This window comes from Chryseobacterium tructae (assembly GCF_030409875.1).
In the GTDB taxonomy this organism is placed as follows: domain Bacteria; phylum Bacteroidota; class Bacteroidia; order Flavobacteriales; family Weeksellaceae; genus Chryseobacterium; species Chryseobacterium tructae.
The window spans coordinates 2,447,653-2,460,350 of record NZ_JAUFQR010000001.1 but is presented as its reverse complement, the minus strand read 5'-3'; the positions used below and the strand labels follow the sequence as shown (position 1 = coordinate 2,460,350).

Below are 12,698 nucleotides of genomic sequence, written 5' to 3'. Positions count from 1 at the left end.
ACAATAATACTGTTTATAGGTTTTGGCTAAAGCCAATGGATGGTTTATTATTGAAAAACGGGCTAAAGCCCGTTTCTATTGAATTTATTTAGCGACAAGCCATTTTGATTTTCACAGGGGTATCATGAAGCAATCTCCTGTCTACTCAGTTCTTCTACTGTGGCTCTGGCTGTGCTTTTATCATTCTTTTTTCTTGCCGTAATTCCGATATAATATCTTTTAACAAAATCATACAAGATAAGCTCATGTAATCTGTTCTCAGCAGGAATTAATCGATTAAGTGTCATGTGGATAAGATCTGTTACAATATGGAAATTCAGTCGTTTTTCTGATTGAATTTTTTGTATTAATGATACAATGGGTACCAATTCTTTATTCCTTTTCTTACAAATAAGATATAGACTATCATAACTCTGGCTATCAATAAGATCTACACCGGATAAAACAGCATCTATTTTTGTTTTATTTTCCCTGTATTTCTCATTAAATTGCTTGGAATTATACATATCAAATCCAAATTCTTTTTTAAAACTATCGCTCATCATGGTCATGATTTTCAATTTTTCATGGGTTTCTTTACAGAATAAATTAAGGGTATCATCAATGAGTCTCAATCCGATTATCCATTTTACATCTTCATTATGAGCCAATTGATTGTTAATAGTTTTCAGGATTTTGATAATATAATCACTGTCGATATGAAAAAAAGATTCTGCATGATCAATCAAATGAAGATTGTATCGTTCTATTTCGCGACTATAAGTATCTATCTGAATTTTCCATATCACATTGTTTTTCAGCAGTCGGGATAATTTTTGATTGAAAAGTCCCATGATGATACCCAGATATTCTGCTTTTGTAATGTGCACTCTAACCCTTATATGAAAATGCGGGTCTGAATACCTTATAAAAAAGAATTGGTTGATATATTGTTTTCGTTTCAGATCAAGAATTAAAGGATATATCTTATTCAATAATAACTCATCTGCCGTTTTATAGCCTGTATAGATTTTAAAATACAGCCATTCTGAACCTGGTGCGTATTTTCTAGTCTTCATGATTTTTAAATAAGGGAAGAATAATTTGATTTCTATAAGGGTTTCCTGAGCTATCTCTTACAATTGCTGTTTCATCATTGAATAAGAATTCTGTGATATTCAACTTTTCTTGGCGTTTCAATATTGACAAAAAAACATTGATGCTATGATTATTATGAAAATCAACAAACATCTCATTATCGTTTTCTGCAATAAGAATATAACGGGGTATATTTCTCTCTTTCATCCATTGGGCAATGATCGTTCGCTTTGTAGTCAGGCCGGTACCTTCTTCAAGAATATTGGTAAGTTCAGCTTTTACAATCTTCCAGCTTGCCAGTCGTAAAATTGTATTTTTATATCTGATTCGTGGAATATAATTAAGATTAACATCAAAGCTTGAGTCGAGTACAATTCCTTTGAAAAGAAAATCCTGTTGCTGCAGATCACATAAAAATTTATACACCGCAAAAGAGGAAGATCCATAGTTGTGGGCCGTAGTAAGGATAGGCAGAATTTCTTTTTTCAGTTTTTTTGATTTGAGAACAATCTTATCATGCTGCACTGATACCATAATATCCGACAAAGGAATAACAAATTTTTGATCCAAATCTGAATGAGAAAGACATGTAATTTCGTACTGAGTCAATCTTGGTCTTATAGAAATATTCCCTACTCTTGGAGCCTCGGACAGATGAGATAATTCTACCAATTCTGTACTACTTTGCTCTTGCTCTGTTTTGATCAATTGCTGCACATATTCTTCAATATCCTGATCAAGACGTGAAAACCGGCTCATTAATTTCGCTCCGGATCCACTCCCTAGAAGCTGTAAATGAAGCATTTGATTATTATTGGGATCATTAATAACCTCAAACATTGTATTCATCATAGGTGGCATTTCAACAGGTTTTTCAGAATCTAAAAATGTAAAATCTTCTTTTGAAATCACAATTTCTTCCTCTTGTTCTTCTTTTGCTTTCATTATTTTTTCAATGATAACATCTTGTATCCGATCTCCTTTTTTTTGTTCTTTTGGAGCCAACGGGTTTACAAGTAAGAAATTTCCTATTAAAGAATTATTATAATCTTTTCCTGCGCTTTAGTCACGGGATATCCAATTCCTACTTCAGGATCAAGTGCCTGGAGAAGGGGGATTTCTTCTGTTTCATATTTTTCTGAATAATCATTTTTAAAAGCATTGAGGTACGTATTTTCACGCATCTCCATTCCTAGTTTTAAAAGAAAAGAGACGGCACCCAGTAATTCATGGGTATGATCTTTACTCAAGGAGGAAGACTGAAGCTTTCTGGAGGAATCAATCTGAACCAGAAATTTCCTGTCAAAAGGGATATTAATATTCTCAACCAACTTCTCTATGTTTATAACATCTTCTACTTCTATCAAAGAATTTCGTTGATTCAATTGATCCAATTGAGATTTTAACTGCTTCAGCTGAGCATAGATTTCATGATCTATATTTCTTTTTTCAAATGTTTTCAGAATTTTTTCTAAATAATCCCCACCGATTAAAGTAGGTTCCAATTCGCTTATTAAAATTTGAGAATCAATGATATTATCAATATATTCATACAGGCTTTCATCTTCATCGTAACCTTCTGTCACAAGAATATTTACAATATCCTGATAACTGATTCCATTTTGGGCTGATGATAAGATTTTTTTCAAGGCGAGGCTTCTATCGGTAACTGAGATTACATATTTGATTGCCTCTTTTATATATTTCTTTTCTATGAAACGAAACTTTTTATCAAAAGGATGAATACTATCATTGACATAAAATAAGGTACTTTTCCTTACTTCCGGAAGATCTTTGAGATAGATAAAAACATCATATAGATATTTCATATCCATCCTGATTTTGGAATGCGCTTCTTCACTAAAAACAATATTGTCATGGTGATCTATTTTTCCTAAAGATACTCCGGAGAATAATCCAAAGGGGGTGGATCTGGATCTTATTCTGCTCCAGTATTTATATAATGAGATATTAATTTTTTCTATTGATTTTTCGTCCTTTATTTTCCCTTCTTTACATTTTTGCAATTCTTCTGACAATACCGGAGAAGCCACCCATAAAGAGGGAGCAAATTCTTTACAATCATAAATATCATCCAGCTCCCAACCATTATCATATCTAAAAGAAACAAACGGATATCGAAGGATAAACCGATCTGATACTGAATATTCTTTTTTCATATATAGTAATTTATAGTAATAAAAATTTTAACCAATCTGTTTTACCATCTCTCATTGACAGCAAGACTAACCCAACTCCGGAAGTTCCCTCTAAAAAGCATTCCTTAGCAGTATATCCCTTATTAAGAGGATCATAAGCTACTCTTGAGAAATTTTCGGGATCTTCTTTATAAAAATCAAATGTTATATCCATCCAATATTTAGCTGCTTCAGCGTATTTTTCATTTCCTGTTTGTAAAAATTCATTATAGAACATGAGTGCTACACCGGAACTCCCATGACATATCCCAGCATCCACAACCCTGATACTTGAATCTGTTCTTAGGGTAGAAAACTCTAATATTTCTGTAGATTTTTCCATCCATAAATTATTGTTAAAAACTTCTGAGACTTTTCTCAGCATGACCGCAATCCCTAAATCTCCGTAGCACCAGGACAACCTGCTTCCTTTTAAATTTTCTTTTTCATTTTCAATGGAAGTATAAGGATAATAAGAATGATAAACAGTAGGATCAATTTCCTGTGCTAAAATAAAACGAACCGCCCCTTGTATCAATTGCGAAAGATTATATTCTGTTTGAAAATCAGCTTTGTATACTTCCAATACAAACAGAATGATACTTACCATCCCATGAGACATTGAGATATTTACTTCCTGGCTTTCATTCTTCCATTTAATTTTGTCATTCTCCCGTATGGCAGAATCGTTCAGGAACTCTAACAGCTGATGTAATGCTTTTTTTAAAGCGTGATCTCCGGATTTATATCTTTCAAGAAAATAAAACCCTATTCCTACAGCGCCATGCAAAAAATCATAATCTTTTCCTTTGATGCAAGAATCAAGCTGGCTGATCAACCAGTTGTGAATCTGATCATCTACAAAATCAAAACGTTCATACTCTGGATTGGTTTCGGATTCTATATAATCTATCCCCAGGCAAACCCCTGCCAAACCTGAACAGTAACTATGGAAAACATTTCCCTTTTCTATAGATTCAAACAAATGGTCAATATGGTCTGGAATATATTTTTGATAATGATGATTTATTTTTGAGTATTCATGTAAAAACAGAATCTCTCCCATTGAACCTGAAAATAAACCAAGGTCTATACTTTTATTTTTTTCAACAATTCTTTTGGCAATCTGCAATAGCAAACTTTCAATTTCGTTTTGTTTTTCATCGGTAATGTTTATGATTTGTTCCATTTTTTTTAAAATTAATCAGTAAAAGAGGCTGCTAAAAACAGCCTCTCAATGGTTTATAATTGACATTTGTATTGTTTACTTTTAGATCATACTTTTCAGATGAAAATATCTTATCATCAAGTTGACCATTACACTAGACACTGTATATGCTTACTTGTCGCAACAAGATTATTGATTTCAGCCTGTTGTCCACCCATAATAGTTTGTTTAGATTTATGGTTTAACACAATAACAGTCTCTTTTGAGAATTTTAAAGATTTTTTAGTTTTCATAGCGTAATAATTTTAAGATTAGATATTTTAATTATTTATAATTAGTACAGCCTACAGCTGAAATACATCCTACACACTCACTTAACCTTGTCCATAAAACATGTTGTAGTTGTCCACCTTTTATACTTTTTCCAGACTTATCTTCTAGAATAGTAACCGTTTCTTTTGAGAATTTTAATGTTTTTTTAGTTTTCATAACGTAAGTATTTTAAGATTAATAACAAGTATTGTTTAGCATTTTCTTGTATTGCATGGCCTAGTATATTCACATTGTATAGCTACTGAATTATTTAGGTTTCCGCCTTTTACAGCTTTCTTAGAAGTATTATCTAAAAGAATAACCGTTTCTTTTGAAAATTTTAATGTTTTTTTAGTTTTCATAACGTTTAATTTTAAGTTGAAATATTTTGATTATTTATATAAATAGTTAAACACAACGTGGCCCATTACAGGTAACTATAGTTCTTTTTTGCTCCTGATTTCCTCCCATAATGGTCTGCTTAGATTTATGGTCTAAAACGATAACCGTCTCTTTTGAGAATTTTAATGTTTTTTTAGTTTTCATAACGTAATAATTTTAAGATTAAGTTCTGTCCTCTGCTCTTTGCAGGTACAGGTCTTTAGTTAAGGAAAAAGGGAAAGGTTCCCTTATTGTATAGCTAACACCAACATTCAGATATGCGTCCAGTAACACAAACTGGAGGGTTACTTGCAGCAGGGTTCAATTGGTGATTTCCACCATTAAGAGATTTCTTTGCTGTATTATCCAAAAGAATGATGGTTTCTTTTGAGAATTTTAATTGCTTTTTAGCTTTCATAGCGTAATAATTTTAAGATTAATTTTTTAGCACGCTTTTGTATAGCAACCATCAGTAAATAGACATTTTATAACACTATTTGCATAGTTATTTTGGTTACCGCCTTTTACAGTTTTTTTAGAAGTACTATCTAAAAGAATAACCGTTTCTTTTGAGAATTTTAATGTTTTTTTAGTTTTCATAATGTTTTATATTTTAAGATTAAGTTTGTTTAGAAGTTTTGATCGTGAAATTTATCCTTCTTTATTAATGCATTGAACCCAGCAAGACGCTTCTCCTGTAATACAATATGGAGTACTTCTAGCATTGAGACGGTCATTTCCGCCGTTAATAGATTTCTTTGCTGTGTTATCCAAAAAAAGGATTGTTTCCTTTGAGAATTTTAATTGCTTTTTAGCTTTCATAGCGTAAGGATTTTAAGATGAAATATTTGTTAATAATTTCTGTAATTAGATAAATTATTGGATATCAATAACACATTGTACACATCCGCTTATAGGATGTATTTTAGTAAAGAGAGCATTTTGCTGTTGCCCACCCATAAGCGCTTGCTTAGATTTATTATTCAGTATAACAACAGTCTCTTTTGAGAATTTTAAAACTTTTTTAGTTTTCATAATGTAATATGGTTTATGATTAGTTAGAAAAATTAGTTTACTTAAATAATAGGCAAGTCAAATGATGATCGATTTGTTATCAATTATAATTGATTCTTCCTATTATATACGCTTTATCCCAAGCATAAGCGAATACAGCTATACCATTTCACTGTTTCGTTTCCTGCTTTTTGTAATTGTCCACCAATGATTGTTTGTTTAGATTTATTATCCAAAATAACAATCGTCTCTTTTGAGAACTTTAATGTTTTTTTAGTTTTCATAATGTAATAGATTTGTGGTTGATAGTACTTATTTATCCTGTTTATAGAATAACAGGCATTGTATCCATTTAAGAAATTAAATGTCAAGAGCGCGAAGCAACTGCCTAAAGCAAGTTTGTGTGGAAGAGACAAAAAGCATCATCAGCTGCTCTATACTGTGCACAAGTATTTTAATAATTTTAATTTTAACATATCCTACCCTGAAATGAATGCTCATTATGGTTAATTTCAGGAATGAAGATCAAAAGATCTGATAAACAGGAAGTAGATTTACTGATATTGATTTAAAGATTTGTAAACAAAAAAACCGATACAATATTTTATAGTTCACAATGTTTTCCTTTTTTAATTATCTATTATATAATATTATTCATTTATTATACTATTCCATTTTGATATAGTAAAATTATAATGATTTTTTTTCAAAATATTATATTATTCAATTTTATTATTTCATAATTCCCATAATAGTGATTTAAATCACACGTAGGCATTTGTACTACAGGATATTACAAGGGTAAAAATAAATTCACATCCATTATTCCTTGCATAATAAACATAAAAAAAGTGCCATATTTCTACGGCACTTTATAAGTGAAAATGAGGGTCGTTTTTTACAACGAATCAAAAAGTTTATTTAACAAAAGAATTGTATGCTCCCAGCACACTTTCATAAGAAGAATCGATCTGATTAATATCGTTATCCTGAATTTTTCCTTTCTCTTTAGCATCTCGGATCAGTTTTCTATACAGATCCAAAAAGTTAGAAGCATTTTTGTTGAAACTTTCAAATTGCGACTTTTTGTAAGAATACTGCTGATCTTTCACATCAAAGTTTAGTTTTGCATTGGATTCTACTGCTTTAGCAAATTCATCATACTTTTTCTGCGCTTCTGCTTCGTTGAATTGCCCTGAATATTGTTTCCCTAGAAGATCAATCACAGAATCCATTGAATTCATTACATTTTTGGAAGAGATGATATACTCCTTCATTGGATGATCTTTTAAAATAACTTCTTCTGCAGCATCTGTAGCAGGTTTAATCTTGGTCATGATATTTTCACCGGCTCCATAGAAAGCACTGGCTTCAGCTTCAATTTCTTTTCTGATGGCTTCAGCTTTGGCACCTTTATCATCTTTATAATCTTCCGAAGTCATATAGGACTTCAGTTCTGCAACCTTTTTATCTATATTTTCCTTTTTGGTCTTATAAATATTGAATTCTTTTTCAATAGCGTCCTTTTCTTTATCAAACCCTGATGGAATTCCCTTAATCTTTGAAAAGGAATAATCCATGGAAGTCAATGTAATAGGTATTATTAATCCTTTTTTACCTTTTGATGTAGCCACTGCGTCATCCGCATATTTTAAGACTTTCTCAATATGTCTGGATGTACTTTTATAAGAGTCTATAAAATTGTTATTAAAATCAATAATAGCATTGGCATCTGTCTCACTTCCCATATTTAAAACGGCATTACCCAATTTTTCTGCTCCTTTTTTACAGCTTACCACTGTAGCGGTTAGAGATAGGGCCATTGCAAGTATAATAAACTTCTTCATAATTTTTTATTTTAATGTCCAAATTTTACATGTCCTGGAATTCGACGTCTTCATTCGTTACTTTCACCAGATATTCAATACCGTCTATTGCTTTAGCAATGATTTGGTTTCTGGTGATGTTTGCCATATTTTCCCAATATGCTCTTCCATAGAAAGCATAATTCTGTGGAACAATTTCAACCTCAACAGTTCTTACAAAACCTTCTTTAGGTTTATTACTGATCATCGTTCCCCTTTTTACCCTTACTTCTCTTAATTCATCTTTGAGGATCATTCGGCAATAATTTTTAACATCTTCAAGGGAAATAATTTTATCTCTTGTCGTTAATGCATATTTATAAGCCTGAATGCTGTCAGTTCCTTTTTGTTCTTCAGCACCACCCAACGTTTCTGTAAGCAGCACAACAGTTTGCGATTTCAGCTGGTTAGAAAGTTCGGTTCCCGGACGCATATGATTGGCTAATGTACAATGGGTGATCCAGAAAGAAGCATAGGTATGGTCTGTTTTTTCTACAGGTTCCATAATAACATAGTTCAGTTCCTGTCTGATGTTTCTTTTGGCATTGTTTACTTTCTGTACCATAGATTTCATCTTGTCAGACATTTCGCTAAGCACCCCTTTTACATTATCTCTGTTTAAAAGAGAAAATGCTGCAATCTCATCTCTTGTCAGCTCCAGAACATTGGCGATCATATCCACCGCATTCCTGCTGGTGAAGCGTTCCATTCCTCCTTTTCTCACCGTATATAATCCTTTTTTAAGATCATCAGCTGGCGTAAATGGTATTTCAGTATATTTTCTTCCGTCTCCATCCTGTACATCATCTACATATAAGAAATGTTCGCCCTCGTCTGTTACTAAAGGAATATTATTTCCCATAATATCAAGGCTGTATTCTGTTTTCTTCCAGCCTCTGTTATAGATTGGGAAGGCGTTCAATACAAATGAGAAGTTGTCAAGAATCTCTGCTGAGAATTGTGGCGGAAATTCAAACGTAAGCCATAAATAACGTTTATTATCCAGATATTTTACAATCTCTTCTTTCCCCGCAAGGAAATCAAGATTCTGCGGAAGTTGTCCGGGTTCTGAGAACAGACTGTTAGAAAGTCCTGTAATTTCAATAAATTTATGTCGATAGATACTTTTAATATCTTCAATCACCTTATTTCGGATAGATTGTTCTTTGAACATTTGCTCATATCCATCCGGAGCAGTCTCCGAAAGATAACTTAATCCCTCTCTTACAAACAATGGATTTCCATTACTTGAAACTGTAATATAAGGCAATAGTTTGTATACAAAATCCAAATGTTCAAAAGCAGGATTAGAGCAGAATATGCTCATGTATTTAGGAAAATATTCACTTACATATTTACTCACATCCACCCCTACTGTAACCTTTCTATAATCTTCAGGTCTCCCGTTAAATCTTGCAATCGGAATTTTATTGAATCGGTCATCAATGCTGTAGCAGGTATTTCCTACGAACATTACTGAAGTGTGAACTTTATTAATTCTAACATTCCCTACCGGAGTAAAAGGAATATTAAGCTGTTTATCCGATTCCGATTTTACCGTAGAAGTCATTTGTTTGCGGAAGAAAAACTCTGTATGTTCCAACAAAACTTCTGTAGAATCATAAGGTTGTGTGAAAGCCACCGCATGAGCCGGAATAGGATGAGTATAAATAGAAGGTGTTAACAGTTTTGCCAATTTTTCGAGAATTCGGGCATTTACTGTTTGTATTTCATTATTCGCTTTAAAAACTTCTGTACTGAATGCGTCAATTAATAGTTTTACAAATGGATCTAACGATTGCGGACTTTTCAATCCCCATACTTTAGTGGCATTCTGAAGCATTCTTGCTTTTACAGATTCTTTGGAATAAATATTTTGATCTAGGTTCATAATTTTTTTTCTGTTAAAAATATTAATCAATAGACATAGGGCTCAGGAATAGTTCAGTCGAAAAACTGAAACGATCTCCTGTTTCCTCCATCTTGGCATTGATGGCAATTCTTACTTTCTTTTTGATTTCTGTGTGTTCTTTGGTATCGTAACTGTGTTCTACAAATTGGATATGGGCATCAATTTGAGGCTGTACAATTCTTGGTTCATATTCCTGAATCTGCCTTCTGAGACTTTTAACGAAAACATTTTCCCAGATAGCACTGGTTACTCCATTATCGAATTCCAGGTTCCAAACATCGTTTCCATAGTTTTCATCGTATCTGTTCTCCCCTTTTTTGGTCGTGATCAGCAGCATAATATTGTGAGCAATACTTTCTCCCATATCGCAGGTATCGATACTTCCCCCTTCTGTCATTAATGTAGACGGTACAAAGGGCATTCTGTAATTTGGTGTATCCATTACTTCTTGTTTTTTACTTCATGGTTCCGTTTACTTAAAAACGAAATACCAAAATACACATTTTCACTAAATAATTGTCATAATAAATTAAAATATTATTCAAAAGTTAGGGCCTTCAAACTGAATTGAAAGCCCTGAAACTATTATCTATAATATAAATCTATTGATCTGCTTTTTTCCGGTTAATAAAATAGTACACCGGAAGTCCCAATAGTACCAGTAAAAATCCCGGCCATGTGTATTGTTGTTTGTATATTAATAATAAGATACAGAAAACAGTTCCTATAATAAGGTATATAATTGGTGTCACGGGATACAACCAGGTTTTATAAGGTCTTTCCAGGCCAGGTTCTTTAATTCTTAAATAAATAACTCCGAAACCGTAATCATATAGAACAGAACAATTACGAATGAAATCATATCCAACAGGTTTCCATACTGTCCGCTCAGACATAATAAAGATGCCCAGACTCCCTGCATCCACAATGCATTCTCCGGCACTTCATTTTTATTATTCTTTTCTGCAGATGTAAAAAACATTTTGTCTTTTGCCATCGTTTGAAACACTCTTGCTCCAGCTAATATTAATCCGTTGTCACATCCAAAAGTCGAAATCATCACCAACAAAGCAATGATAATTGTTCCTGCACTTCCAAAAATATTCTGTGATGCAGCTACTGCAACCCTATCATTAGTGGCAAAAGCAATACTATCTCTATCTAACGCGTTTAAATACACAAAATTAACGGCTATGTATAAAATCATTACGGCAGAAGTTCCATAAATCATTGATTTTACTACATTTCTTTTTGGATTTTCAATCTCTCCGGAAACAAAAGTCACACTTTCCCAAGCTACAGAACTGAAAACGGAGCCTACCATCGCTGCAGCAATTCCGCCCATTAAGGTCATTCCGCCAATAGGCTCCCAGCCTTCTTTAAGAAAATTTCCACTCAGATCTTTTTTCAGATTATTAAAAGAATCCATTCCAAGACTAAAATTTTCAGATAAATGGGAGAAATCTACCAAAATAAATCCTACGGCAATCAGCCCTATTAAAGCTATGATTTTAGATCCTGTAAATATATTCTGTAAAAATTTGCCACTTTCTACTCCTCTTGTATTGATATAGGTAAGCAAAAGAATAACTGCAATTGCTAAAATTTGTATCCATGTAATCTTAAATTCCCCACTTTGGATAATAGGTGCAGCATCATTAAGTGAGGGTACAAGGTATGCCGTAAATTTACCAAAAGCCATTGCCACAGCTGCAATTGTTCCGGTTTGTATCACAGTAAACAATCCCCAACCGTACAAAAACCCCATCCTTCTCCCGAAGATTTCTTTCAGATATGTATATTGGCCACCAGCCTTTGGAAACAGAGCAGATAGTTCGCCATAGCTTATTGCTGCGGCCACAGTCATTATTCCTGTTATAACCCAGACTACTATCAGCCAGTAGCCGGAGCCTAGATTACGCATCATATCAGCGCTTACAATAAAGATCCCACTTCCGATCATAGACCCCATTACAAGCATAATGGCATCCCACAGTTTCAGTTTTTTATGCATAGTCAAGTATAGGCGTCAAATATAAACAAATCTGCCTTTCATTTTGAATTTTATTAAAATTTTACATAAGTACCTGTTTATTATTAATTTTTATCGATTTATGATTCAATATTAATTAGTATTTTTGAAAAAAATATTAAACATGAAATTTAAAGCTATATTATTCGCAGTAGCTGTAAGTGCTTCTACGCTGGCTTTTGCTCAGGAAACATCACAAAAGAAATTTTCACCACCAGCAGGAAATGCTCTGTTAGGTGATATATACGGAGCCGGAGTTGCTGCCAATACAGAATCTAAAGCCATTACAGTAGACAAACTGGGTAAAAAGCTTAAAAAGGAAAATAAAAAGCTGGAAAACGTAGCTATTAAAGGAAAAGTAACCGATGTATGTGAGAAAAAAGGTTGCTGGCTGACTATTCAAACTGAAGACAATTCACAGTTTTTTGTAAAAATGAAAGATTATGCCTTCTTCGTTCCAACCGCTTTAAAGGGTAAAAATGTAGTTCTGGAAGGGAATGCTGAAAGAAAAGTAATTTCTGTAGATGAGCAAAAACATTATGCTGAAGATGCAAAGAAACCCCAATCTGAAATTGATGCCATTACACAGCCTAAGGAAGAAATCAGGTTTCTGGCAAGCGGAATTAAAGTAGTAAACTAAACGCTTCCTCCAATTGAAGAAAATAGTAGAATCTTACACAGATTTTGCAGATTACATAAATTTTAGAAATTAAGAAAAAGATAATCTGTCTTTTACCAT

General features: G+C 32.9%; 15 protein-coding genes and 1 pseudogene. 1 reads left to right on the top strand and 15 read right to left on the bottom strand.

Annotation, left to right across the window (positions count from 1 at the left end):
- Positions 1-122: 122 nt before the first annotated feature.
- The 15 genes and pseudogenes from QWZ06_RS12155 to QWZ06_RS12085 all read right to left on the bottom strand — a co-directional run bounded on the left by QWZ06_RS12155 (position 123) and on the right by QWZ06_RS12085 (position 11,941).
- Positions 123-1,058, bottom strand: a complete 936-nt coding sequence (locus QWZ06_RS12155) for a thiopeptide-type bacteriocin biosynthesis protein (RefSeq protein ID WP_290298356.1) — start codon at positions 1,056-1,058, stop codon at positions 123-125.
- Complete coding sequence (locus QWZ06_RS12150) at positions 1,048-2,082, bottom strand: lantibiotic dehydratase (RefSeq protein WP_290298355.1); 1,035 nt, start codon at positions 2,080-2,082, stop codon at positions 1,048-1,050. Before QWZ06_RS12150 ends, QWZ06_RS12155 begins: the two co-directional genes overlap by 11 nt.
- Positions 2,083-2,108: 26 nt before the next feature.
- Positions 2,109-3,257 carry a lantibiotic dehydratase gene (locus QWZ06_RS12145; protein WP_290298354.1) on the bottom strand — a complete coding sequence of 383 codons (1,149 nt, stop codon included), beginning with the start codon at positions 3,255-3,257 and terminating at the stop codon, positions 2,109-2,111.
- A 10-nt stretch (positions 3,258-3,267) separates the two neighbouring features.
- Positions 3,268-4,464, bottom strand: coding sequence for a lanthionine synthetase C family protein (locus tag QWZ06_RS12140; protein WP_290298353.1), 1,197 nt, complete (start codon positions 4,462-4,464; stop codon positions 3,268-3,270).
- Between the two features lie 303 nt (positions 4,465-4,767).
- Positions 4,768-4,932, bottom strand: a complete 165-nt coding sequence (locus QWZ06_RS12135) for a hypothetical protein (protein WP_290298351.1) — start codon at positions 4,930-4,932, stop codon at positions 4,768-4,770.
- Between the two features lie 35 nt (positions 4,933-4,967).
- Positions 4,968-5,117: a hypothetical protein gene (locus QWZ06_RS12130; RefSeq protein WP_290298349.1), complete on the bottom strand. Its 150-nt coding sequence runs from the start codon at positions 5,115-5,117 to the stop codon at positions 4,968-4,970.
- A gap of 278 nt (positions 5,118-5,395) precedes the next feature.
- A complete protein-coding gene (locus QWZ06_RS12125; RefSeq protein WP_290298347.1) occupies positions 5,396-5,554 on the bottom strand; it encodes a hypothetical protein in 159 nt (52 codons plus the stop codon).
- Positions 5,555-5,580: 26 nt separating this feature from the next.
- A complete protein-coding gene (locus QWZ06_RS12120) occupies positions 5,581-5,736 on the bottom strand; it encodes a hypothetical protein (protein WP_290298345.1) in 156 nt (51 codons plus the stop codon).
- Between the two features lie 51 nt (positions 5,737-5,787).
- On the bottom strand, positions 5,788-5,958 hold the full coding sequence (locus QWZ06_RS12115) for a hypothetical protein (RefSeq protein ID WP_290298344.1): 171 nt from the start codon (positions 5,956-5,958) through the stop codon (positions 5,788-5,790).
- 54 nt (positions 5,959-6,012) lie between these two features.
- Complete coding sequence (locus QWZ06_RS12110; RefSeq protein WP_290298342.1) at positions 6,013-6,171, bottom strand: hypothetical protein; 159 nt, start codon at positions 6,169-6,171, stop codon at positions 6,013-6,015.
- Between the two features lie 113 nt (positions 6,172-6,284).
- The gene (locus tag QWZ06_RS12105; RefSeq protein WP_290298340.1) at positions 6,285-6,434 is read right to left on the bottom strand and encodes a hypothetical protein; all 150 of its coding nucleotides are present in this window, start codon (positions 6,432-6,434) and stop codon (positions 6,285-6,287) included.
- A gap of 633 nt (positions 6,435-7,067) precedes the next feature.
- Positions 7,068-7,997: a YiiG family protein gene (locus QWZ06_RS12100; protein WP_290298339.1), complete on the bottom strand. Its 930-nt coding sequence runs from the start codon at positions 7,995-7,997 to the stop codon at positions 7,068-7,070.
- A gap of 25 nt (positions 7,998-8,022) precedes the next feature.
- On the bottom strand, positions 8,023-9,906 hold the full coding sequence (locus tag QWZ06_RS12095) for a type VI secretion system baseplate subunit TssF (protein ID WP_290298337.1): 1,884 nt from the start codon (positions 9,904-9,906) through the stop codon (positions 8,023-8,025).
- A gap of 22 nt (positions 9,907-9,928) precedes the next feature.
- Positions 9,929-10,369: a GPW/gp25 family protein gene (locus tag QWZ06_RS12090; RefSeq protein WP_290298336.1), complete on the bottom strand. Its 441-nt coding sequence runs from the start codon at positions 10,367-10,369 to the stop codon at positions 9,929-9,931.
- Positions 10,370-10,529: 160 nt separating this feature from the next.
- A pseudogene (locus QWZ06_RS12085) lies at positions 10,530-11,941 on the bottom strand (APC family permease).
- Between the two features lie 142 nt (positions 11,942-12,083).
- Between QWZ06_RS12085 and QWZ06_RS12080 the strand changes: the two are divergent.
- Positions 12,084-12,599 (top strand): DUF4920 domain-containing protein, encoded by a 516-nt coding sequence (locus tag QWZ06_RS12080; RefSeq protein ID WP_290298335.1) that lies wholly within the window; start codon positions 12,084-12,086, stop codon positions 12,597-12,599.
- Positions 12,600-12,698: the final 99 nt, after the last annotated feature.

Coding starts and splice junctions, on each gene's coding strand:
- QWZ06_RS12155 (WP_290298356.1), bottom strand. CDS start 1,058: ATGAAGACTAGAAAATACGCACCAGGTTCAGAATGGCTGTATTTTAAA.
- QWZ06_RS12145 (WP_290298354.1), bottom strand. CDS start 3,257: ATGAAAAAAGAATATTCAGTATCAGATCGGTTTATCCTTCGATATCCG.
- QWZ06_RS12140 (WP_290298353.1), bottom strand. CDS start 4,464: ATGGAACAAATCATAAACATTACCGATGAAAAACAAAACGAAATTGAA.
- QWZ06_RS12135 (WP_290298351.1), bottom strand. CDS start 4,932: ATGAAAACTAAAAAAACATTAAAATTCTCAAAAGAAACGGTTACTATT.
- QWZ06_RS12130 (WP_290298349.1), bottom strand. CDS start 5,117: ATGAAAACTAAAAAAACATTAAAATTTTCAAAAGAAACGGTTATTCTT.
- QWZ06_RS12125 (WP_290298347.1), bottom strand. CDS start 5,554: ATGAAAGCTAAAAAGCAATTAAAATTCTCAAAAGAAACCATCATTCTT.
- QWZ06_RS12120 (WP_290298345.1), bottom strand. CDS start 5,736: ATGAAAACTAAAAAAACATTAAAATTCTCAAAAGAAACGGTTATTCTT.
- QWZ06_RS12115 (WP_290298344.1), bottom strand. CDS start 5,958: ATGAAAGCTAAAAAGCAATTAAAATTCTCAAAGGAAACAATCCTTTTT.
- QWZ06_RS12110 (WP_290298342.1), bottom strand. CDS start 6,171: ATGAAAACTAAAAAAGTTTTAAAATTCTCAAAAGAGACTGTTGTTATA.
- QWZ06_RS12105 (WP_290298340.1), bottom strand. CDS start 6,434: ATGAAAACTAAAAAAACATTAAAGTTCTCAAAAGAGACGATTGTTATT.
- QWZ06_RS12100 (WP_290298339.1), bottom strand. CDS start 7,997: ATGAAGAAGTTTATTATACTTGCAATGGCCCTATCTCTAACCGCTACA.
- QWZ06_RS12095 (WP_290298337.1), bottom strand. CDS start 9,906: ATGAACCTAGATCAAAATATTTATTCCAAAGAATCTGTAAAAGCAAGA.
- QWZ06_RS12090 (WP_290298336.1), bottom strand. CDS start 10,369: ATGGATACACCAAATTACAGAATGCCCTTTGTACCGTCTACATTAATG.
- QWZ06_RS12080 (WP_290298335.1), top strand. CDS start 12,084: ATGAAATTTAAAGCTATATTATTCGCAGTAGCTGTAAGTGCTTCTACG.